Genomic DNA, 20,816 nt, shown 5'->3' on the forward strand with positions numbered 1-20,816 from the left:
AGAATTTTACTTTTCATGACCAGGGAAAAATGTCCATCTACTTGCGTGAATAGTCCATTTTTTAACAAGGTATATCAACGGACCTTTGTAATGTCAATAATGACATATAACTTAAAATTAAAAATTATGACACGTTTAAAAGCACTTGATCCACAGGAAGCAACTGGTAGATCTAAAGAATTATTTGATGGCATACAAGCCAAATTGGGAATGGTTCCCAATATGATGAGAACTATGGGCAATTCTTCCGCTGTACTGGAAGGATATTTAAATCTTGGCGATGCATTGGGCAAAGGAACACTGGGCGGAAAATTGGGAGAGCTGATCGCTTTGGCCGTAGCTGAGGACAATGCCTGTAACTACTGTTTATCTGCCCACTCCTTTATTGGCGAGAAATTGGCCAATATAGATACGGATTCTTTGCAGCTGGCTAGGGAAGGTAAAAATAACGATCCCAAAGTAGAGGCTGCACTGATCTTTGCCAAGTCCTTGGTGCAAAAAGGTGGAAGGGTAAGTAATACGGATGTTGAAGCTATTAAGTTGGCCGGGTATACTGATGGGGCCATCGGAGAAATTGTAGCCCATGTTGCACTGAATATACTTACCAATTATTTCAACAATACTGCTGAAACGGAAATTGATTTTCCAGTGGTTACAGCGGCGATTATTCAATAATTTGATTAACATATAAATTACAAAACGATGAGAACATTAAAATCCATATTTATATTTAGCGCGGTCCTTATTTTTGGATATACCGCACAGGCCCAAATAGCTCCTGTAGACAACAATGGTGTGGCTATTGGAGGGTATGATGTTGTTTCTTATTTTTCTGGAGAAGCAAAAAGAGGCTTTGAAAGTTTTTCTGCAAAGTACAATGGAGCTACTTATTACTTTTTCACCAAGGCGAACAAGTCTGCCTTCAACAAATCCCCTGAAAAGTACCTGCCTCAATTTGATGGTTTCTGTGCCTGGGGTGTTGGGGCCAAGTCGGCGAAATTTCCAATAGATCCGGAATCCTATGATATTGTGGATGGAAAACTATACTTGTTTTTCAATGCGCCCTTCAATGGGGAACAGTTCAATACCATCTTGGATTGGAATAAAAGGACAACGGAGCTGAAAAAGGCTGCAGATGCCAATTGGCCAAAGGTTAAGAACAGTAAATAATCTAGATGATATGGGTAGGTGCAGCCAGATCGGCGCTTGCCCATATAATTCAGGAAACAGATAGCATGAAAAAAGAAAAAAAATATCCGTTGCCCCCCTTTACATTGGAAACTGCCAAAATAAAGGTGCAAATGGCAGAGGATGCCTGGAACAGCAAGGATCCCATTACAGTATCCAAGGCCTATACAGAAGACACTGAATGGAGAAATAGGTCCCAATTTGTGAATGGACGTAAGGAGGTTGTTGACTTTTTGAGCGGTAAATGGAAAACGGAATTACACTATAAATTACGTAAGTATTTATGGGCATTTTCCGACAACAGAATAGCGGTACGCTTTGAGTATGAGTATCAAAACCAAGAGGGACAATGGTTCCGGGCGTACGGTAACGAAAACTGGGAATTCAACGAAAATGGTCTCATTCAAAAACGGTACGCTAGTATCAATGACCTTCCCATTTTAGAAGAAGAAAGGAAATTAATATAAAACTTAATTATGGATATTTTTAACACCTACACCCTCATTAATGAACATACAGGGGATATGGCCTTTAGAATTTGGAACTTTGAGGACAATGGTCAATTCTGCAAGGTTAAAAGACTAAATCACTATTCCTTGATCTGGGTGAAAAAAGGCAGTGGTACGGCCAAAATAGATTTTGCCGACTATGAATTTTCTCAAAACGTAATGTTCGCCTTAACCCCCTATCAACCCTTTATGTTCAATGAAAAGGAAAAATTGGAGGGTGTGGTGTTAAATTTTCATCCAGATTTTTTCTGTATCCATAAACATAACGATCAGGTGGCCTGCAACGGTGTCCTTTTCAATAATATCTATAACCCCCCAATGTTGAATGTAGAGGATAATGCCAAAGAGGAGTTTGAGATGTTGATTTCCCTAATGCGGAATGGTATACAGAAATCAGATATTGCCCAATACGACTTACTTGTTTCTTATCTGAAGATATTCCTTATTAATGCATCAAGAACCAAAGCTCAACAACAACCTGAGGAGTTGGAAGCAATGCCTGATAATAAGGAGCCATTCATCCTCCAGAAACTCAAGAACATGATCGAGGCCAACTTCAAATCCAAGCATTCGGCCAGCGATTATGCGGAACTGTTGAATATTACCCCAAAGGCCCTTGCCAAGATCACCAAAAACCATTTTAACAAAACCATGACCAACCTCATATCCGAAAGGATAATCATTGAGGCCAAACGTGAGCTATACCTAACAGATAAATCGGTTAAGGAAATAGCTTTCGAACTGGGGTATGACGATGAACACTATTTTAGTCGCTTCTTTAAGAACAACGCAGACATTTCACCATCCGTATACCGGGAAACTGTAGGTTTTGCCAGAGCCGTTTCTTAAAATGATGCTTAATTTAATGAAAATGAACAAGTATGTAATATGCGAATGGTTTAACAATCTTTTCTATGAAGGCTACAGTTCTAAATAAAACATTGGGTTATAGTTTTTACGAAACCTATACAATGATAAAAGAAAGGATAAAACAAAACGGGTTTTTATTGCTACATGAAATAAATACCCAAAATATAGTTGCCAAACAGGGTATAATTATTCCAAAATTGATTCAATTACTGTTCTTTGAACCAAAATATGTAGGTCAAATAATGGAAAATGATCCATTGGCTATCAATGATATCCCATTAAAATTTGTGCTAAGAAATCTAGGTAATGGACATACCGAGGTAAGTTTTCAAAATCCCATTGACAATCTACGGGATTATAATCTTGATGAAGAAATGTTAAATGACCTCTATAAGCGAATTAATCAATTACTAAATTTTTAATAACATCCATAAAATCATAAAGAAATGAGCAAAACAGCAATCGTGGTCCTGTCGGATCCAAAAGATGGTTCTGATGAAGCATTAGGACGAGTATTTAATGCCCTTGGGACAGTTTATGAGTTCAAAGAGGCAAATGAGGAAGTAAAAATTATTTTTCAAGGGGCAGGAACTAGATGGCCGGAAATCTTACAAAAAGAAGATCATCCTGGCAACGCATTGTATAAGGCAATAGAAGACAAAATAGAAGGGATTTCCTGTGCTTGCGCGGATGTCTTTGGTGCTGATGCTTCAGGGCTTGATCTGATAAAAAATAATCCTTTGCCCGGTACTATAGGTTCAAGTAGTTATCTGGCACTACAAAACGATGGCTACACGATTATTAATTTTTAAGTTAAAAGTTCCCGCTCTTAAAGTGGGAGCTTTTCCAATCGTATAAACATTGAACTTACAAAACTATAATCACAATAAAGTAAATAGCATGTACACGACATTTCACTCTGGAGAAATAGAAATACAGAAAGTGACTGGTGAGGTAGCAATAGCAGAATCCAACTCTAGAATGATAAAGGATACCATCATAAAAGGAGCCATTAAGTTTATTGAAAAGCAATCCATGGTTATAGTGAGTTCTGTTGACAATAGCAATCAGGTTTGGACATCCATTTTGGTTGGTGAACCTGGTTTTGCAGAGGTTCCCGATCCCAATTCTTTGTCGATCAACTTGGAGAAAGTACACAGTGATCAGCAGGATATTTTTTATAAGAACATTGTAAATGGCAATCAGATCGGAACCTTATTTATTGAGCTTGCTACTAGAAGAAGATTTCGAATTAATGGAACAATAGCCTTGGACGGAAATAAGATCAGCATTACTATTTTAGAGGCATATCCCAATTGTCCCAAGTATATTCAGCAAAGAACTATCCAACAACCGAATGTGCACAGACAAGTTGTAGTAAAAAAGAAATATGGGGATTCATTGGGTATGGATATACAAAACTGGATTTCCTCCTCTGATACCCTTTTTGTGGGAAGTATTAGTAATGACGGTAGACTTGACGCTTCCCACAGAGGGGGCAAAAAGGGTTTTGTGGAAGTCCTGGACGATTCCATCTTAAAAGTACCTGACTATCAAGGCAACAGTTTGTTCAATACTATGGGCAATGTCGCTCAAAATAACAAATCCGGGATGCTTTTTATCGATTTTGCAAATAAAAGGACGTTACAGCTAACTGGGAAATCTGAGCTGATTTTTAACCAAAACTCAGCAATTGATATAGAAAAAACAGGTGGTACAGGTCGCTTTTGGACATTTAAGGTTTCAGAATGGATCATAACTCAAAATCAACATGGTTTGAATTGGGAATTTATAGGGAATTCACCTTTTAATCCTTAGTTAGCGCTAAGCTAAATTTTTCATTAACTATTTGGAAACTGTTAAACAGTGCAATAATAAACCTAGACTATATAGTAGGGCTAGGAAGTAATTGATTTAATAAAATTTGATTTTGATGGACAGGAGATTATTGGGAAATATTTTACTTATCCTGCTTTTAATATTGCTAGGTTCAGGAATGCTAATGTATTTAATGCCATTTGATAAAAGAGTAGCATCAATACACACCTTTTTTGCTATGCTTTTTATGTTGGCAATGGTTTTTCATATTGTAAACAATAAAAAACCCTTGAAAAATTACATCGTCGGAAAAAGACTTTCAAAACTTAATAAATTGCAATTTCCATTGTTTTCCATAATTGCCTTTCTTTTGACATTGGGGCTCTATTTCAATATTAGTGTTCTCAATGATGTATATGCTTTTGGCAATGAAATGAGGAATTCGCGATTGGGAAAAGTAGAAAAGTCCTTTAATTTTCAAATTATAACCCTGGACAACACTGTTGGCGACAGGAACATTGGTATTGAACTCCAAAAAGGAGATGCATTCCAATATCCTTTGTTTGCGGTTTGGATAGAGAATATAGAAGGGGAATACATACAGACCCTTTATATTTCTAGAGTTATATCCTCAAGTACCTTTGATTACGGCAATAAGGTCAATGGCAAATGGGAACCTGCCCTAATTAGGCGACCAGAATCGTTACCATATTGGTCTCACAAAAGAGGTATACAAGCCGCAGATGGACTCTACATGCCCATGGGAAATTCAGAGGATATTGATGCCTATTCCGGAGCCACACCCACTGGGAATTTTATTATAAATACCAAGGGCCGACTAGAGCCAGGAAACTACAAGGTTTTGGTAGAGTTGAATCAATCATATGACTGGAATGAGCATTTTTCGAAGGACAAATTTCCAAATGACGAAATATATATGGGCTCCGGTAAAGTAGGACAACCGTCATTAATTTATGCTGCGGAGGTTACTGTTTCAGATTTCGAATCGACCAAATACTACGTGATGGATTTAATAGGCCATGGACATCATTCGGGCGCTGATGGCAAATTGTACAGGGATCTCTCCAAAATTACTACAGCCAAACAAATTGCCGAACGACTAATAGTATCAATTGAATAAAACCTACAAGTGTAAAATAGTGGTAAGCTTTCCTTAGGTAGTGGTATTTGATTCCATTCAATATAAACATAGCAAATAGTAAGGATGTTAAATATTTGGTCCGTGTTCAGTATTTGATGGCCTTCAGGAAAAATCGAGTGTTGCTTTCCATTGGACTGGCCGTACGGTAGTACATAATATAATAATCAGGACCAGACCACCGGTCGAAATTATGGCAAGATTAGGTGATCAGCTCCTTTTTCGATACAGGAGGAAAACAAGAATGAATTATTAACTAATTTTAATATATATAATTATGAGTACTAAATTTTTATTTCGAGGACTTATCCTCAGCCTATTGATGACCAACTTAAGTTGTGATAATGATGATGACAATAGGATTATTGTGGCACCTAACAATAGATTTACGGTAACTATTGAGAATGTTTTTGAGGCAAAAGATTATTTTAACTTCGGGACTACCGGCCTAATTCAACCGGGCACGTCTGAATCTTTTTCCTTTGAAGCGGGTAAAGGTCATTTTCTGAGCTTTGCTACCATGTTCGTTCAATCAAATGATTTATTCTATGCTACCGCTGATCATGGTTTGGCGTTATACGACGATGAAGGAAATGCTGTAACAGGCGATGTAACTTCAATGTTTAACCTGTGGGATGCGGGAACAGAGGTAAACGAGGAACCCGGGGTTGGTGAAAATCAGGCTCCTAGACAGAGCGGTCCAAATACTGGTGTGGTTGAAAATGGTACAGTTGAGCTCATTGGCAATGTAGTGGACGGGTTTACCTATCCTGAAGACGAAGCTGTTATAAAGGTTTTACTGGAGCATGACGGTGGGTCAAAGTTTACAGCAACCATTGAAAATGTATCGGCAGCCTCCTCACTTCCTACCCCCTTGGCACCCGGAGCTTGGGTAGTTCATAATGATGGACAAAAACCCTTATTTGTGGCAGGGACTGCTGCAACTGAAGATCTGGAAAGAGTTGCTGAAGATGGAAACAATTCGATTTTGGATGAATCCTTGGCTTCGAATAGCGGTTACGTATCACCATTTGCCCCGGGATCGTTTGGAATCAACGACGCTGTATTCACCTCAGGTGAAGCTTCAACGGAGGCATTAGAGCGTTTAGCCGAGGATGGTAGCCCTGTTGGCTTTTCACTTGTTTTTAACACGCCTGATGGTGGTACTTCTCCCGGACCTATTTTCCCAGGTAATTCCTATTCCTTCGAATTTGAGGCAATGGAAGGGGATGTGCTATCTTTTGCTACCATGTTGGTTCAATCCAATGACTGGTTTGTTGGTGCCGAAGGCATACAGTTATACAATAGCGGAACTCCAGTTTCTGGGGATATAACCAATTTAATAGGATTATTTGATGCGGGAACCGAAGCCGACGAATATGCGGGCGCCGGGAATAATCAACCCGTACGGCAAACCGGCCACAATACAGGTCTGAATGAAGAAGGAGTAATAGAAGTCGAAACAAATCCCGGAAGTCACGTACCCAATGTGTCCGAAATGGTCAAGGTTACTATTAATCCTAATTAAGAACGACATCAAGTATATACAATTGCTATATAGCCAGTAACTTTTATACTAGGAAAATGAAAAAACGGCCAATAAATGGCCGTTTTGTTTTCTTTTGATTAAGAATATACCACGGATTTTGTATCCTTAATAAAAAATTATGTTTTTCTGGGTTAGCACTTCCTTTTCAATAGTAACTAAATATGCCTGGAACATCCCAGTTTGTTTACTATACCGTTGTAAAGGATTATTGCATAGATGTAGTCGCTATTTATCCAAAGACATTATTATTCCCAATCGGTATAACCTTCTGGTCCAGGAGTGTATAGTTTATCAACATCTGGAGCGGATAGCTCTTTACCCGTTTTAAATTTTTCGATTAAATCGGGGTTGGCGATAAATGCCCTACCTACATATACTAGATCAAATCCATCCTTCAATAATTCTTCGGCCTTATCCGCACTCCAAACGTCACCACCTCCTAACATAGTACCGTTAAAGTTTTCTCCTATAATTTTCCAGATTTCTGTTGCAAATTCGGGGGCGGACATGGCTGCACGTTGGTCTGCAATGTGGATATAGACAATACCCATTTTTGATAGTTCCTGGGCCAAATAGGTATATACTTCTGTGATTTCAGGATAGTCGCCAGTCATGCCGTGAAGGACGCTGTATGGGGAAAACCGTATACCAACTTTATCAGCCCCAATAGCATCAACTACCTTTTGTGTAGTTTCTAAGGTGAACTTTGCTCTATTTTTAAAATTTCCACCGTATTCATCAGTTCGTTGATTTGTACCTGGGTCTAAAAATTGTTCCAATAAGTAACCATTTGCACTATGCACTTCTATGCCATCAATACCAGCTTCAATAAGTTTGGTCGCAGCCGATACAAATTCCTCTTGCGCCTGTTTAATATCAGAAAGCGACATTTCTTTTGGAACATCATGCGGTTGCATACCCTCTTGATCGGTGTACATTTCCATTGATGTTAATGGTATAGATGAAGGTGCTACAGTTCTTCCTCCTTTAGGAAGATTTAGAGATGATGAAACGCGTCCAGTATGGAAAAGCTGTACAAAGAATTTCCCCCCTTTGGAATGTACACCATCGACAATATTTTTCCACCCTTCAATTTGCTGGCGGGTATAAGCAGATGGAATTCGAGGGTATCCGGTTCCATTGGCTGAAACACCGGTAGCTTCAGAAAGAATTAAGCCTGCGTCTGCGCGCTGCGAATAATATTCTTTCATTAAGTCATTTGGAATATTGTTGATGGCCCTACTTCTTGTCATAGGAGCCATAACAATTTTGTTCTTTAATTCTAATCCTGATAATGTAAATGGTTCAAAAACTTGCATTGCTACTATATTTAAATAATTAATTATAAACCGTTCGCTTCTTTTAAAAATGATCCTAGATATTCGTGATTAGTTTGCGAGCTATGGTATCTTTTTCGAGAATATCTGTGCTCATTCTATGACGCGGAAAAACTTGAATACTAACATCCAGTCCAAAATATAAACTGGCTTTTTGGAAAAGTGATATGGATATCGAATATTGCACAATACAATGTTTTAGTCTAATGTCTATAGACTGTACTCAACACTTTTTGTGTATGTCGATACCAATTAATAACTTAGGTGGGGCAGTAAATCGAGTGTTTATATCTTTTATTTTTTATACTTCTTAAAAATATTCGACTTACTGCTTTTACATAGATGTTAATTGCAATTAGGGCGGATTCCATTACCCTTCAACTTCACTCAGGGCGGGCTCATGAATCCGTGCATAATTGCATAAGTCCGTAGTAAACTAAAAATTAACTACTATCATCCCTTAACTGTAATCATACTAAACATGGTAGATAACAATTTGTATTAATGAAAGAGCAACTTACTAATACCATTTCAAAATACATTAAATTAAGTTCTGAAGAAGAAAATTTAATTGAGGCCTTTTGGACCGAGAAAACTCTTGAGAAAGGAGATTATCTTTTGAGAAATGGAGAAACTTGCCGAACTGATAATTTCATTGTCAATGGAACTTTGAAGGCTTTTTATATAAATCCTGAAACTGGAAAGGAAGAGATCTTGTATTTTGCAATTGAAAATTGGTGGGCAACAGATATTGAAAGTTTTCAAAAACAAAGGCCTTCAATTTACAACATTCAAGCCCTTGAAAATACCACACTACTACAAATCCGCTTTGACTCATTTCAAGAAATGTTAGTGCAAATACCAAAACTTGAGCGCTTTTTTAGAATTATCCTCGAAAATTATCTTGGGAGTTTACAGAGGAGAATAATTTTAAATAACACTCTTGATGCAGAACAACGATATAAGAATTTTTTAAAAAATTACCCAAAAATTTCAGACAAAGTACCAAATTATCTAATCGCATCTTATTTGGGGATTACACCGGAGTTTTTGAGTAGAATGCGCAAAAAATTCAAATCATCTTAAACTACATCAATTTTTTTTACTTACCCAATTCGGAACTTTGTTTCATAATCAAAATATAAGGCTATGAACAATGTATTAATCATCAACGCAAGTGTAAGAAAAGAAAAATCGCACAGTAGAAAACTAACACAACTTTTTGTGGATAACTGGAAAAAGAAAAATCCTAACGACAATTTTACCCATCGAGAAGTTGGGTTAGAGGAAATCCCTCCTATCAATGAAAAATGGATTGCAAGCGCATTTGTCAAACCAAATGAAAGGACAAAAGAAAACCAGTCGGGTGTCGAGGTTAGCAATAAATTAATTAAAGAGTTCAAGGAGCATAATATTTATGTGTTGGGAACGCCAATGTATAATTGGTCAATTCCAAGTGGACTTAAATCTTACATCGACCAACTTATGAGAATTAATGAAACTTGGAAATTCCGTTCAGGCGAGCCAGACGGAGATTATGTAGGAATTCTTGAAAACAAGAAAATGTTCATACTGTCAAGTCGTGGAGATACAGGTTATGGGGAAAACGAGAAAAACCAGCATATGAATTTCCAAACAACCTATTTGAAATTCATTTTCGGGATTATGGGGATAAAAGACATTTCCATAATTTCATTGGACAATGAAGAGTTTGGTGGTGAAATATTCGAGAACTCAAAAAAGAAAATATACCAAAAGATTGGACAAATTTAAAAACTTTTACTGTAGTGTACAGGCAATAGGGAGTTAGGTGTTCTTGGTCCGTTGTATTGTCAATAATAATGCTGTAGAATAACAAAACAAAGCCCCGTAAACATTAATCTACGGGGCTTTTAAGCGGAGAAAGAGGAACTGCAACCCTCTGCGTACTATGTTTATTATCAAATACTTACAATTTTAAAAATCATTAATACTCACCTAATTACGCACCGCCAATTAGAACCTCGCTCATTAGTTAAGAACATAAACAAGGCACAATGGAGATTTATATTATAGCAGTTCTATTTAATTTCTATTGATTACAAATCAAATTTTATCCCTTGGGCAATGGAAAACTCTACTGTAATACTTGGTACAAATCTGTCCCCGCATATTGGCATTCCAAGAATCAGAGCCACTTTTAAGGCCTCCAAGTTGGATAAGAAGGATTCTGGTTCTATAACCAGCGAATCTTGAACAAGAAAAGGATATATCTTTAAATCGGAACTGAATAGGTATTTTTTATTTCGCCCATAACAAAAGTACTGTGGGCACTTCCTATATTTTCTATTTCACCTAGGTGATTTAGAACAAAGTCTTGATAATGCTTCATATCCTTTACCATTACTTTTAATAAAAAATCATAATCTCCGGAAACATTGTAACATTCTGTAACTTCATTAATTGCTAAGATATCCTTTACGAACTTATGACCAATTTCACGGGTGTGCTGTTTTAGGGTAATATTACAAAACACAATTAGGCCCTTATCCAGTTTTTCCGCATCAAGGACAGCGACAAATTTTTTTATATAACCATTTTTCTCCAAGCGCTTTACCCTCTCAAATACTGGAGTGGTGGATAAATTTACCTTATTCGACAATTCTTTGGTAGTTAAATTGGAATTGGTCTGTAATAATTTCAATATCTGATAATCAATCTTATCCAAATCGTTCATAGAATATTTTTCTGTTAATTGATTAATAATCAATTTCAAAAGATAAAAACACTAAAATATTAATATAAAATAGTGATTTCATCTAAATTTTGAATCAAATTTAGAATTTATAATCCAAAGTATAAGCTTTGTATGGAATTATAAAAAATCATTATTTATGAAAACAAACCTATTAGGTTACCCTAGAATTGGCGCCAAGAGAGAGTTAAAAAAAGCCTTGGAAAAATATTGGAAAGGGGAAATCACTGCAACAGAATTACATCAAGTCGGTCAAGCAATTCGTAAGGAAAACTGGTTAATGCACAAAGAAGCGGGAATAGATTTGATTCCATCCAATGATTTTTCTTTATACGACCAGGTATTGGATGCAACCATGGCCTACGGTAATATTCCCACTAGATACTCAGAAATTAAAAGAAGTAAATCGGATTTGGACCTTTATTTTGCCATGGCAAGGGGGCTACAAAAAGATAATTACGATGTAACCGCATTAGAAATGACCAAATGGTTTGATACAAATTATCATTATCTGGTCCCTGAGTTTTCAAAGGACCAATCCTTTGAACTGTACTCCACAAAAGCTGTTGATGAATTCAAGGAAGCCCTATCACTGGGAGTCTTGACCAAGCCAGTCTTGATTTCCCCTGTCACATATCTTTATCTTGGCAAGGAAAAGGAGGACGGGTTCCACCGAATGGACCTTTTGGATTCTTTGACACCTATCTTTTTTGAATTATTGGAACAATTGATCTCTGCCGGTGCAAAATACATTCAATTGGACGAACCCTGTTTAGCACTTGATCTTGATGACAGGGAAAGGAATGCAATAAAAAAATTATACTTAAATATTGCCCAGAAGTTCCCCCAACTTAATGTCATATTAACCAATTATTTTGATTGTTATGGCGACAATTTGGAAACAGTTCTGCAACTTCCGGTATATGCACTGCACTTGGATCTAGTAAGATGTCCATTACAATTGAATGATATCTTGGAGTCGGAACTGTACACAGGACAACAGATACTTTCCTTAGGGGTTGTCGACGGCAGAAACATTTGGAAAAACAATTTTGATAAAGCTTTGACCTTAATTGACAAGGCCAAAAAACATGTTGCCCATGATAAGATTTGGATAGCTGGTTCCTGTTCCTTTTTACATACCCCGTACGATTTGGACCTAGAGGAGGATGAGGAAAATCTACCGACAAAAATTAAACAGTGGATGGCATTCTCCAAACAGAAACTTAGGGAGTTGGCAAGCTTAAGCCAATTGGCTTCTGATCTTCCCTCAGAAAAAGCAGCTGTAGCATTGATAAATAATAGGCGGCAGTTTATAGAAAAACAAAACTCGTCACTAATTCATCATTCGCTGACCAAACAAAGGGTGCAATCATTGACAGAGATAGATATGAAGCGAAAAAATAGCTTTGGTATTCGTCAAGAGAAACAAAAACAGGAATTGAATCTTCCTTTATTTCCCACGACCACCATTGGATCGTTTCCCCAAACTAAAGCGGTAAGAGCTTGGCGGGGAAAATTGAAAAGAAATGCTATCACCCAAGAGGAATATGATGAATTCATTCGAAAAGAAACTGAAAACACCATCCGATTTCAGGAACATATTGGATTGGACGTCCTAGTGCATGGCGAATTTGAAAGAAACGACATGGTGGAGTATTTCGGGGAAAAGTTAAAGGGTTTTGTATTCTCAAGTAATGGTTGGGTACAAAGTTACGGCAGCCGATGTGTAAAACCTCCGATAATATATGGAGACATCCATAGGGATGAGCTCATGACGGTTAAATGGACAACATTTGCACAATCATTGACCAAAAAGCCCGTAAAAGGTATGCTTACAGGACCTGTCACCATCTTACAGTGGTCTTTTGTAAGGGATGACCAACCTCGGTCCACGACCTGTAAACAAATAGCTTTAGCCATAAGGGACGAAGTTGCGGACTTGGAGAAAGCTGGAATAAAGATCATTCAAATTGACGAACCAGCCATAAGGGAAGGGTTGCCCCTAAGGCGCGAGCAATGGAGCTTCTATTTGGATTGGGCCGTTGACTGCTTCAGACTGGCGTCATGTGGAGTAGAGGATAGGACACAGATACACACCCATATGTGTTATTCAGAATTCAATGATATCATACAAAACATTTCGGATATGGATGCAGATGTAATAACCATAGAAACCTCAAGATCGGAAATGGAACTATTGGATGCATTTGTCCAGTTCAAATATCCGAATGAAATAGGGCCAGGTGTTTACGATATCCACTCTTCAAGAGTTCCCAACGAGGAGGAAATGGAATATTTATTGCAAAAAGCAACGAAACTTTTGCCAATTGAAAATCTATGGGTTAATCCGGATTGCGGTTTAAAGACTCGGGAATGGCCTGAAACTGAATCCGCCTTGATCAATTTAGTAAAAGTTGCAAAAAAAATGCGGGCCAAATCAATAGCTACTCCTTTCATAGAATAGCATCCAAAAGATATTTAGCGGTAATCAAATTGGTAAGTCCCCTAAATTTATTTTAGGGGAATTTACTTTTATAGCCTATACTAACCCGATTTTTCAAAGAATTCCAATACTAAAGCCAATTACCAATTAAAAAATATTCTCTGGGTTCACGGCAGTTGACTTTGGCAAGGACCATTTTAATCCAATAATGCAATAAAATATATAACACCCCTTTAAGAACATAAGTATCTTCTCTGTATCATTTCTATTAATTGGGGGTTAAACCGAAACCACTTATTTTCAAACCTTTTGATCCTGAAGACCTGCTCAATAAAATAGAGGAAGCTATAAGCACTTAGACATTTGTAATAAATGGAATATCGAAACCTTTAATGAATTAGAGAATTCACCTAATTATAATTTTGAAAATGGGTCCAGCAGCCCATAAACTTCGTTTAAAAATATAGCCTACTTCAGAGCTTGGTCCATTAAAACCGATAATGACCAATTAGGCTAAAATTTATCGGGGGGTCTAGAATTTTGATTAGAAATAACGGACTGGGATTTTTGGACAATTGCCTGAATTATGCCGTCCAATTCCGTGGCCGATTGGTATACATGATCAAGTAATTCATTCTTCTCTGTTTCATCCACCATATTTTCATTGAACAGGTCTATAATCCCCATCAATCGGGCCAATGGGGCACGTACAACATGGGATTGAGTCCATGCTATTTCCCGCAATTTATCATTTTGCTGTTCAACAGCAATTTGGCTTTCCTTCATTTCGGTAATGTTCCTAATATAAAGCGAGTAAGTATTCTCCGAATGATAAACACTAATTTCCAGCCATTCATTCAATACAGAAAAATATTCTTGAAAATATACAGATCCATCTGTCTTAATCGGTTTATAATATTTTAAAAAGAAAACGGGGTCGACAATATTCCCAAGTGCTTTCCAAATATTGTTGCCAATGATGTTCGCTCTTTGAACATTGAACAATTCCTCGGCCACCTTATTCCAATAGGTTACGTCCCAGTTATTATCGACAGAAATAAAGGCGTCCCCGATACTTTCCAGAATACTATGTTTTTCATTATTGGCCAATTCCACTTTTAACTGTGACGTTTTCAGATCATTGATATCCTGGACACTTCCAAAAATCCTGAGACAGTCGTTATCGATGAAATCAGGCTTCCCTATCATCCTGACCCATCGTTCATTTCCCTGGGCCGTAATTATTTCAAATTCCAAATCCCAAGATTCTCCCTTTTTTACTGCATTGTGCATATAGGATACAATGGTTTCCTTGGTTTCATTATCTCGGCAATATCCCAGTACGCTGTTAATGGTAGGAGAATAATTGTCATCCACTTCATGAATTTTTTTTGTCATTTCGGACCAATAGATATGACCGCTCTTTAAATTGAGCTCCCATGCACCAATAACCGCTAGATCCGTGACTTCATTAAGTATATTTTTAAGTTCCTTGTTCTCCGTAATATCTTTTGCGACTGCATAAATTGCATCCTCCTCAGGGATCGGTCTTGCCGTCCAACTAAGCCATATAGTTTCCCCGTTTTTGGTTATATAGCGGTTTTCAAAGTATTTATAGGAATTACCCTTATACAAAAACAATTGTTGGTTTCTCGTTTTTTCACGATCTTCAGGATGGACAAACTCAATAATTTTTTTAGATAGCAATTCTTCCTCGGTATACCCTAAGAGTTTTGAAGTGGCAGGGTTAATTTTTTTGAAATATCCGTCATAGCTGGCCTTACATAATACATCGGGGGCAAAACTAAAAATTCGGTCGAGTTCATTTTCAAGGAGTTTACGATTTATTTCCGCGGCCAGATGATTCGAGAATTCCTGATGGTGACTTTCTTGTAAAATTAGGGGCTTTGATTCAGAGTCTAGACCTATAATAAGAACACCAAAAACATTTTCCTTGTGAATGAGTGGTATGCCGACGAGACTCAGTATTTGAGGATCTACGCCAGGTAAACTTGTCAAAGCTCCATTTAATTCCCTGACATCCCATATTTCCATAGCCATGTTTTGCCATACGGCATCTGCCAGCCTTTCTGAATATTCAAAAATCGCTTCATTTCGTTCACCATTGGGCGACAAGTCCTTCAGGTTGCTTTTTAAATTATGAACTAAGAATTTTATTTGCGTATTCTCGGTATTGGGCAGCCAGATTTCACCGAGGGCATATTCTCCAAAATCGGACAAGTAACTTAAAACACTTAATAAACAATGTTTCAGTTCCTTTTCGTAACTGAACAATACACTTATATCTATTATTAATTTGTTTAAAAGTTCCCTGTTTTTTTGATCACTAACATCCCTTTCTATGGCTATCCAATGTGTGAACCACCCTTTTTCATCAGCAACTGGATTCAAGGACATGTTGACCCAATATTCCTCACCATTTTTTTTATAATTAATAATAGTAATCTCACATGGCTCCCATCGTCTCATGGCCTTGCTCAATCTTTCCAATTCAGTCTTATCGGATTTTGGTCCCTGAAGAATCCTAGGTGATTTACCAATTACATCTTCAGAAGTATATCCTGTCATATTGGTAAAGGCGCTATTTACGTACAGAATCCTAGGTCCTGGACTATCAAATGGTTCTGCTTCCGTAATCAATACCGCGTCCTTTGTATTCGTTACTACCGATTCCAATAATTTTAAATGTTGTTCTTCCTTTTTTCGCTGGGTAATGTCCTGTACGGTGCCTTCGTATTTTTTACGTCCATGGTGCAAACTAATAATTGGACGCCCAAGTTGATGTATCCATTTTACAGAGTTGTTGGGCAATACAATTCTGTATACGAAATCATAATTTACGTTCTCGGTTATTGCCCTTTTGTTTTGATCAACAAAGGCTTCACGATCGTCCGGATGAACAGTATCCAAAAAAGAATCATAATCCAGTGTATTGGAATCCTTGTTTCTTTCCCAAATATTGTACACTTCCTCTGAAAGCGTTAAGGTTGAATCATCGAGGTTCCAATAGCCAAGTTTGGCAATGGCCGAGGCCCTTTTTAATTTTTGTTCCGATAGCTTTAGCTCTTCCAAATATTGTTCCCTCTCGCTTACATCGGTGCAATTGACGAGGATACATTTTACTCCATTAATGGTAACGTGCTGCCCGACAATCTCCATTTTCACCAGATCACCGTTCTTCTTTTTATGTAAATATATTCCAGAATTGAGAGTATCATCCTGCATTTGAAACTCCCTTATCCCTTGCAACAATTTAGATATCTCATTCTTAGGTCTTAGGTCCAAGGCGGTCATAGTCTTGAACTCTTGCCTTGAGTAACCATAAAAATTAAGCATGGCCTCATTTACATCCAAAATCAGTAAACTATCAATCTCTAATATATATTTGGGATAGGGACTGGAATTGAAGAGCAAACGGTGCTTTTCCTCCGAAGCCTTTATTTTTTTATTATGCAGGACCCTTTCGGTAATATCCCTGGCATTAATAACAATGCCCTGGATCATTGGGTCATCTTTCAAATTGATAAATAGAATTTCTATCCATTTCCAATTACCATTTTTATGTTTAAATCGGAAAGGTTTGGATACAAATGGTTCATTTGTCAAGAACTTTGAAAAATTATAGGCTATTTTTTCCTTTTCGGCCTCATGGATAAAACCAAAAAAGCTTTGGTCCATTAATTCTTCAGATGAATAACCCAAAGCGGATTTCAATGTTGAATTGACATAGGAATAATTTCCATTCAGGTCCACTATGGCCATCCAATTATAACCGGCTTGAATAACCGAGGTATACTTTGGATCAATGAGTTCAATTTGCTGCCAGACCTTTTTCTGGGTCGTTATATCCTGTATATCACCTTCAAAGAAAATAAGTTCGTTATCATCATTGACTTTAGAATTGCTGACCTCTATATTAATAAAAACGAGATCGCCCGATTTATGTACAACCCTGCATTCCAATTCATTGCGAAGAAAATTATTATTGTTCCATTCCCGCCAAATGTCAACTAATTTATCTTGATCCAAGAAAAAGACCAAGTCGACCCAATTATCGATTGTGGACAATTTCAGCTCATCTGATTTAAAGCCAAGCATTTCAAAGAACAGTGGGCTCAACCAAAGATTATTGGTGGTAACATCAAATTTCCAACTGGCTGTACCATTGACTTCCGAGTAGTTACCAAGGTTGATATTAATATTGTCAAAAAAAGCTTGGTGGGATTTAGGTTTTACCTTCTCAACCGGTGCAGTAATTAACGGAACCGTCTGATTCGCCAAAGCCTTGATCAGTGCTGATTGATGCTTATTGAGCGTGATAGTCTTATCAGAAAAGAAACAAATAATTCCCACTGCCTTTTTAAAGGCATCCACCAATGGAACTATAATCAAATGTTCGTTAGGTACCTTTAGGTCGTTTGCTGAACCTTCACTTTGATCTTTATCCTTAGTTCCTTTTATATCCAGTAAGGTGTTCGGCGAATTTTCCAGATGATCCAGAATTTGTTTTTCCAAATTTGTTCCCGAATACTTCCCAATAGAATTCATTCCCGATGTAATCGGTGACTTCAAAATTGCCATTTCGATAGCTGTCGAGTCAAGTATAAAAGATGCCAATTGGCAAATCTCGTTATAGTTCCTTCGAGGAATTTCCAATATTGAAAACGTTGGGAGTGATTCTATTCTGCTCTTTAACACTACATATTGCTTTTTGATTTAAAGAAACCATTTAAATGAAACATCATTGATCGGTGTACTATCAGATTACGAAATGCCAATTGTGTTTTGGAAGTAACTAAATCCTGGGAATATCATTATCCGATAGTTGTGCCGATCCATGCCATCAACATTAAATGATCACATTAAATTTCGGGATTAAAGGATTCAGATTAATTCACCAGACTTAACCAATAATATTTGATTTCTTTAACTACTCTTAAAAATTCCTTTACATCCAAGGGTTTGTTAAGGTAGCAGCAGGTATGTCTATTAAAGTGAGGTTGCAAATAGGATCGTGATGACGTCAATATAATCACCGGGATATAAAAATTATTTAGATCTCCAATTTTTGAAAGGAGGTTAACTCCATTGCATTTAACCAGCTCTTCATTAGCAATTATTAAATCCGGGATTTCATTTTTATTATTCAGTAATATATTTTCGATATAGGTGATAGCCTCGGGCCCATCTTCGAATAAATTTATATTACAAAGCTTCCCATTTTGTTGAAGGGAATCTTTAATCAGTATGGCATCGACCATACTGTTCTCTATTAATAAAACATTTTTTGCATTCATTTCGGGGGAAAGGTTAAAATATTATTAGATTTAGGTACGATTCTTTAACTTCAAATATGACTATTTATTCTATTTATTTGATAATAATTTACCTTTTTTTCTATTTATACATCGGAAATAATTCAAAAACCGTCATGGATGGTGACATTCCGATTAAAAATACCCTAAGAATTAAGAAATATATGGACACGATTCGCAACAACGATGTGCTCATTTTAGGGTGGCCTTTTTAATAGCCAATTCAGGTTTCTAGCTTCAAATTAATTAAAAGCTGCTATAAAGTAACATGTTAGAATTTAAAATGGAATCGTTTCAAACAAGCCTGTTTATGAAGAAACATGAAACGAGGGGGCATGAGAAAAAAAAGCAGACACCTTTTTGGATAGGTCAAAGCCAAATATGACATAATATAATAGCTCTGGGCACCTGCATCGGGCGGAGTAAAATTGAATTAAGAGTTCTTTTGTTAAATTTCTTTTTTCAAAAAATCCATTTGCTTCAATTCCAATATATCCTGTCTAGTAATAGGCTTCTCGAAGTATTTCAACACATTGGGGTATTGAGATGATTTGGCCTTATCCACACTACTACAGGAGGAGGTAATCATAAAAACGTATGTTTTACTTTCCATAGAATTAAGTTGGATAGCGTCCAGAAACTCCCAACCGTTCATAATGGGCATGTTGATATCCAAAAAAATGGCATAATGGGTTTCCGGATCACTTTCCTTTAGTAAATGCTCTATAGCCAATTCACCATTGACAAAGGTTAGGGGGGAAGTATGAAAACCCGTAGAGACTATTATGCGTTTCGCTATCATGACGAATATTGGGTCGTCATCTACTATTAATGTTTCAAGTTTCATAAGTGTATCCATTATTCAAAGATAGTGCTTCAGCCTTCTGAACTACCTCCCTAACTATTTCATCCATTTCTTGGGTCGATTCTTTAATATATTGCAGCAAGGTAGATCTTTCTTCCTCATTCAAAAGCTCGTTGTCCAACATGTTCACAAGCCCAATAATTCTGGCCAATGGCGCCCTTACCACGTGCGACTCCAACCAGGCGATCTCCTTTAATTTCTTATTTTGTTTCTCAATTGCATCAATCCTTTTCAATTTATCCGTTATATCATGGGCCAATACGAGCCTCACCCCACTTTTTTCAGCGTCCATTACGCTACTAAAAATTTCAACTTGGATCAATTCATTGCTCTTTTTTTTATGAGTTAGAATACCATTGAAGTTTTTAGATTTGCTTTCTTTGATTTTGGCAATTAGTTCTTCCAAGTACTCCAGCTCGGCTTCGGGCCTCAGGTCCTTTAGTGTCATGGACATAAATTCATCAAAGTCATAACCATAATTGTCCATGGCTGCCTGATTGACATCCAAAAATCGCAAAGAATCCATATCGAAGAGCCACATGGGCAATGGACTAATGTGAAATAACTTACTGTACCTATCTTCGGATTCCTGTAAACTAATCAGTGTTTTTTTCTTTTCAATGTTATAAACAATACTCTTGTAAAGAGAAATTGCTGAAAGGTCTTCTTTTAACAAATAATCCGAAATACCCAAAGACAGGGATTTTAGAGCAAACGGAAAGCTGTCAAAACCCGTTAAAACTATAATTGGCACCTTAATATTGTTACTCAGAATGTCAATGATCAAGGCCTCCCCACTTTTATCGGGAAGGGTAAGGTCCAATAAAATACAGTGACAGACAAAATCCTCCTGTTCAAACAAAATTCTCGCCTCGTTGTAATTATGGGCCCGGATAATTGTAGGGTTCAAAATCCATTCTTCCAAAAAATCCTGAATTAAGATGATGTCACCAGGATTATCCTCAATGACCAAAATGTGGTATGGTGTTTTATCTTTAATCATAC

General features: G+C 37.1%; 18 protein-coding genes. 12 read left to right on the forward strand and 6 right to left on the reverse strand.

Annotated elements, in window-relative coordinates; translation table 11 throughout:
• The first annotated feature begins 126 nt into the window (after positions 1 to 126).
• The 9 genes from BUA60_RS07065 to BUA60_RS07105 all read left to right on the forward strand — a co-directional run bounded on the left by BUA60_RS07065 (position 127) and on the right by BUA60_RS07105 (position 7,072).
• Positions 127 to 675, forward strand: coding sequence for a carboxymuconolactone decarboxylase family protein (locus BUA60_RS07065; protein ID WP_072861596.1), 549 nt, complete (start codon positions 127 to 129; stop codon positions 673 to 675).
• A 27-nt stretch (positions 676 to 702) separates the two neighbouring features.
• A complete protein-coding gene (locus tag BUA60_RS07070; protein WP_072861063.1) occupies positions 703 to 1,170 on the forward strand; it encodes a YHS domain-containing (seleno)protein in 468 nt (155 codons plus the stop codon).
• Positions 1,171 to 1,235: 65 nt separating this feature from the next.
• Positions 1,236 to 1,655, forward strand: coding sequence for a nuclear transport factor 2 family protein (locus tag BUA60_RS07075; protein WP_072861597.1), 420 nt, complete (start codon positions 1,236 to 1,238; stop codon positions 1,653 to 1,655).
• 9 nt (positions 1,656 to 1,664) lie between these two features.
• Complete coding sequence (locus BUA60_RS07080) at positions 1,665 to 2,546, forward strand: helix-turn-helix domain-containing protein (protein WP_072861064.1); 882 nt, start codon at positions 1,665 to 1,667, stop codon at positions 2,544 to 2,546.
• A gap of 65 nt (positions 2,547 to 2,611) precedes the next feature.
• The gene (locus BUA60_RS07085) at positions 2,612 to 2,989 is read left to right on the forward strand and encodes a DUF302 domain-containing protein (protein ID WP_072861065.1); all 378 of its coding nucleotides are present in this window, start codon (positions 2,612 to 2,614) and stop codon (positions 2,987 to 2,989) included.
• A 24-nt stretch (positions 2,990 to 3,013) separates the two neighbouring features.
• Positions 3,014 to 3,379 carry a DsrE family protein gene (locus BUA60_RS07090; protein WP_072861066.1) on the forward strand — a complete coding sequence of 122 codons (366 nt, stop codon included), beginning with the start codon at positions 3,014 to 3,016 and terminating at the stop codon, positions 3,377 to 3,379.
• 88 nt (positions 3,380 to 3,467) lie between these two features.
• Positions 3,468 to 4,385: a pyridoxamine 5'-phosphate oxidase family protein gene (locus BUA60_RS07095; RefSeq protein ID WP_072861067.1), complete on the forward strand. Its 918-nt coding sequence runs from the start codon at positions 3,468 to 3,470 to the stop codon at positions 4,383 to 4,385.
• A gap of 115 nt (positions 4,386 to 4,500) precedes the next feature.
• Positions 4,501 to 5,526 carry a T9SS type B sorting domain-containing protein gene (locus BUA60_RS07100; protein WP_072861068.1) on the forward strand — a complete coding sequence of 342 codons (1,026 nt, stop codon included), beginning with the start codon at positions 4,501 to 4,503 and terminating at the stop codon, positions 5,524 to 5,526.
• A 295-nt stretch (positions 5,527 to 5,821) separates the two neighbouring features.
• Positions 5,822 to 7,072, forward strand: coding sequence for a spondin domain-containing protein (locus tag BUA60_RS07105; RefSeq protein ID WP_072861069.1), 1,251 nt, complete (start codon positions 5,822 to 5,824; stop codon positions 7,070 to 7,072).
• Between the two features lie 266 nt (positions 7,073 to 7,338).
• Here BUA60_RS07105 and BUA60_RS07110 read toward each other — a convergent pair whose 3' ends face one another.
• The gene (locus BUA60_RS07110; RefSeq protein ID WP_072861070.1) at positions 7,339 to 8,412 is read right to left on the reverse strand and encodes an alkene reductase; all 1,074 of its coding nucleotides are present in this window, start codon (positions 8,410 to 8,412) and stop codon (positions 7,339 to 7,341) included.
• Positions 8,413 to 8,934: 522 nt separating this feature from the next.
• On the opposite strand from BUA60_RS07110, the gene BUA60_RS07115 reads away from it, so the two are divergent.
• The gene (locus BUA60_RS07115) at positions 8,935 to 9,516 is read left to right on the forward strand and encodes a Crp/Fnr family transcriptional regulator (protein WP_072861071.1); all 582 of its coding nucleotides are present in this window, start codon (positions 8,935 to 8,937) and stop codon (positions 9,514 to 9,516) included.
• Between the two features lie 63 nt (positions 9,517 to 9,579).
• Positions 9,580 to 10,203: an FMN-dependent NADH-azoreductase gene (locus tag BUA60_RS07120; protein WP_072861072.1), complete on the forward strand. Its 624-nt coding sequence runs from the start codon at positions 9,580 to 9,582 to the stop codon at positions 10,201 to 10,203.
• Positions 10,204 to 10,684: 481 nt separating this feature from the next.
• Here BUA60_RS07120 and BUA60_RS07125 read toward each other — a convergent pair whose 3' ends face one another.
• Positions 10,685 to 11,146, reverse strand: a complete 462-nt coding sequence (locus BUA60_RS07125) for an Lrp/AsnC family transcriptional regulator (RefSeq protein ID WP_072861073.1) — start codon at positions 11,144 to 11,146, stop codon at positions 10,685 to 10,687.
• 157 nt (positions 11,147 to 11,303) lie between these two features.
• On the opposite strand from BUA60_RS07125, the gene metE reads away from it, so the two are divergent.
• Positions 11,304 to 13,631, forward strand: a complete 2,328-nt coding sequence (metE, locus tag BUA60_RS07130) for a 5-methyltetrahydropteroyltriglutamate--homocysteine S-methyltransferase (protein WP_072861074.1) — start codon at positions 11,304 to 11,306, stop codon at positions 13,629 to 13,631.
• 492 nt (positions 13,632 to 14,123) lie between these two features.
• On the opposite strand, the gene BUA60_RS07135 is transcribed toward metE, so the two are convergent.
• The 4 genes from BUA60_RS07135 to BUA60_RS07150 all read right to left on the reverse strand — a co-directional run bounded on the left by BUA60_RS07135 (position 14,124) and on the right by BUA60_RS07150 (position 20,814).
• Complete coding sequence (locus BUA60_RS07135; protein WP_084532522.1) at positions 14,124 to 18,212, reverse strand: PAS domain S-box protein; 4,089 nt, start codon at positions 18,210 to 18,212, stop codon at positions 14,124 to 14,126.
• A gap of 308 nt (positions 18,213 to 18,520) precedes the next feature.
• Entirely contained in the window at positions 18,521 to 18,928 is a 408-nt protein-coding gene (locus tag BUA60_RS07140) for a response regulator (protein WP_072861076.1), read from the reverse strand.
• A 466-nt stretch (positions 18,929 to 19,394) separates the two neighbouring features.
• Complete coding sequence (locus tag BUA60_RS07145; RefSeq protein WP_072861077.1) at positions 19,395 to 19,793, reverse strand: response regulator; 399 nt, start codon at positions 19,791 to 19,793, stop codon at positions 19,395 to 19,397.
• Positions 19,783 to 20,814 (reverse strand): response regulator, encoded by a 1,032-nt coding sequence (locus BUA60_RS07150; RefSeq protein ID WP_072861078.1) that lies wholly within the window; start codon positions 20,812 to 20,814, stop codon positions 19,783 to 19,785. The genes BUA60_RS07145 and BUA60_RS07150 overlap by 11 nt, the downstream gene beginning before the upstream one ends.
• Positions 20,815 to 20,816: the final 2 nt, after the last annotated feature.

This window comes from Arenibacter palladensis (assembly GCF_900129275.1).
GTDB lineage: Bacteria > Bacteroidota > Bacteroidia > Flavobacteriales > Flavobacteriaceae > Arenibacter > Arenibacter palladensis.

Bases quoted from the DNA above. Each gene is read 5' to 3' on its own strand.
- BUA60_RS07135 (WP_084532522.1), bottom strand. From the start codon at position 18,212: ATGGCAATTTTGAAGTCACCGATTACATCGGGAATGAATTCTATTGGG.
- BUA60_RS07095 (WP_072861067.1), top strand. From the start codon at position 3,468: ATGTACACGACATTTCACTCTGGAGAAATAGAAATACAGAAAGTGACT.
- BUA60_RS07100 (WP_072861068.1), top strand. From the start codon at position 4,501: ATGGACAGGAGATTATTGGGAAATATTTTACTTATCCTGCTTTTAATA.
- BUA60_RS07115 (WP_072861071.1), top strand. From the start codon at position 8,935: ATGAAAGAGCAACTTACTAATACCATTTCAAAATACATTAAATTAAGT.
- BUA60_RS07085 (WP_072861065.1), top strand. From the start codon at position 2,612: ATGAAGGCTACAGTTCTAAATAAAACATTGGGTTATAGTTTTTACGAA.
- metE (WP_072861074.1), top strand. From the start codon at position 11,304: ATGAAAACAAACCTATTAGGTTACCCTAGAATTGGCGCCAAGAGAGAG.
- BUA60_RS07110 (WP_072861070.1), bottom strand. From the start codon at position 8,412: ATGCAAGTTTTTGAACCATTTACATTATCAGGATTAGAATTAAAGAAC.
- BUA60_RS07150 (WP_072861078.1), bottom strand. From the start codon at position 20,814: ATGATTAAAGATAAAACACCATACCACATTTTGGTCATTGAGGATAAT.
- BUA60_RS07120 (WP_072861072.1), top strand. From the start codon at position 9,580: ATGAACAATGTATTAATCATCAACGCAAGTGTAAGAAAAGAAAAATCG.
- BUA60_RS07125 (WP_072861073.1), bottom strand. From the start codon at position 11,146: ATGAACGATTTGGATAAGATTGATTATCAGATATTGAAATTATTACAG.
- BUA60_RS07080 (WP_072861064.1), top strand. From the start codon at position 1,665: ATGGATATTTTTAACACCTACACCCTCATTAATGAACATACAGGGGAT.
- BUA60_RS07065 (WP_072861596.1), top strand. From the start codon at position 127: ATGACACGTTTAAAAGCACTTGATCCACAGGAAGCAACTGGTAGATCT.
- BUA60_RS07145 (WP_072861077.1), bottom strand. From the start codon at position 19,793: ATGAAACTTGAAACATTAATAGTAGATGACGACCCAATATTCGTCATG.
- BUA60_RS07070 (WP_072861063.1), top strand. From the start codon at position 703: ATGAGAACATTAAAATCCATATTTATATTTAGCGCGGTCCTTATTTTT.
- BUA60_RS07075 (WP_072861597.1), top strand. From the start codon at position 1,236: ATGAAAAAAGAAAAAAAATATCCGTTGCCCCCCTTTACATTGGAAACT.
- BUA60_RS07105 (WP_072861069.1), top strand. From the start codon at position 5,822: ATGAGTACTAAATTTTTATTTCGAGGACTTATCCTCAGCCTATTGATG.
- BUA60_RS07090 (WP_072861066.1), top strand. From the start codon at position 3,014: ATGAGCAAAACAGCAATCGTGGTCCTGTCGGATCCAAAAGATGGTTCT.
- BUA60_RS07140 (WP_072861076.1), bottom strand. From the start codon at position 18,928: ATGAATGCAAAAAATGTTTTATTAATAGAGAACAGTATGGTCGATGCC.